The 1143-nt window shown below is 61.5% G+C and carries 1 protein-coding gene; it reads left to right on the forward strand.

All coding sequences use genetic code 11. From position 1 onward, the window contains the following. Nucleotides 1-207: 207 nt before the first annotated feature. A partial coding sequence (locus O0J15_RS21280; protein ID WP_308306316.1) for a transposase occupies nt 208-1143 on the forward strand: 936 nt, incomplete at its 3' end.

Consider the following 1143-nt stretch of genomic DNA (forward strand, 5'->3'; position numbering starts at 1 on the left):
CGGCTCCTACGCGGTATGTAGGAGCCAGGGTGGAGGGACCGTCAACATGATATCTGCGGATAGCAGCCGACAGACGAGCCGAGCGATCCCCATCCCGCACCTTAACGTCGATAAAGGATCTAGCGGCCTTTGAGGACCGCCGATGTAGGCAAGCCAACGTGGTGCGGTACCACCCCAGCCCCTCAACAATAGCTGGGAGTTGCGCAGATGTCAGATCATTTGGCCGTCGGCATCGATGCCGACTCAAAGAGCCTTGTGGTGGCACGCCATGGCACCAAGGGCAGCACTCGAATCCCCAATTCAGCGTCAGCCATCGGTAAGTGGCTGTCCACTCTGCCGGTCGGGTCTCGCATTGGAGTGGAAGCAACCAATCGCTACCACGAGCTTGTGGTTCAAGCTGCCCAGAAGGCCGGCCACGTCGTCTTTGTGCTCAATCCGCGCGACATCAAACATTACGCCAAGGGCGTGGCCTGCCGCGGCAAAACCGACTCAGGTGACGCGCAGGTCATTGCGCGTTACATCGCCAAGGAGGCCGACAATCTGCATGAGCATGTCGCCCGATCGCCTGCGCAGGAGCAGCTGCATGTGCTGCTCCAGCAACGTGACAGCCTGGTCCGGAGCAAGGCGAAGTTGAATCTCTCGCTAGGCGCGGGGGCGTCGGAGTCGGCCATCTTTGGGCGCATCTTCGATGGTCTGAAAGAGGCCATTGCCCTGCTCGACCAACAGATTCAGCAACTGTGCCGCAGTGGCGAACAGCGCGACCTGTATCGGCGGATCATGACCATTCCGGGGGTTGGGCCGACGGTAGCGGCCTTCGTCACCCATCACATCACACGATGGCCCTTGACCAGCTCGGACGCCTGGATCGCCTGTACCGGCCTGGATCCGCGCCCCAACGAATCCGGCGCCCGGATCGGTAGGCGGCGCCTGTCCAAGCGCGGCAACGCCAGCCTGCGCCAGATCCTCTACATGGCGGCCATGGGACTGACCCGCTCCAAAAATGGCAAAGCCCTTTACAACGCCATCCGCGAACGCGGCCACAGCAGTACTGCCAGTTTCAACATCCTGGCCAGAAAGCTGGCCAGGATCGCTTGGGGCGTCTTCAAGAGCGGCCGGGACTTTGACCCGGCCATGCTGAAAGTG

The sequence above is a fragment of the Stenotrophomonas sp. Sm10 genome, from assembly GCF_030985515.1.
GTDB lineage: Bacteria > Pseudomonadota > Gammaproteobacteria > Xanthomonadales > Xanthomonadaceae > Stenotrophomonas > Stenotrophomonas hibiscicola.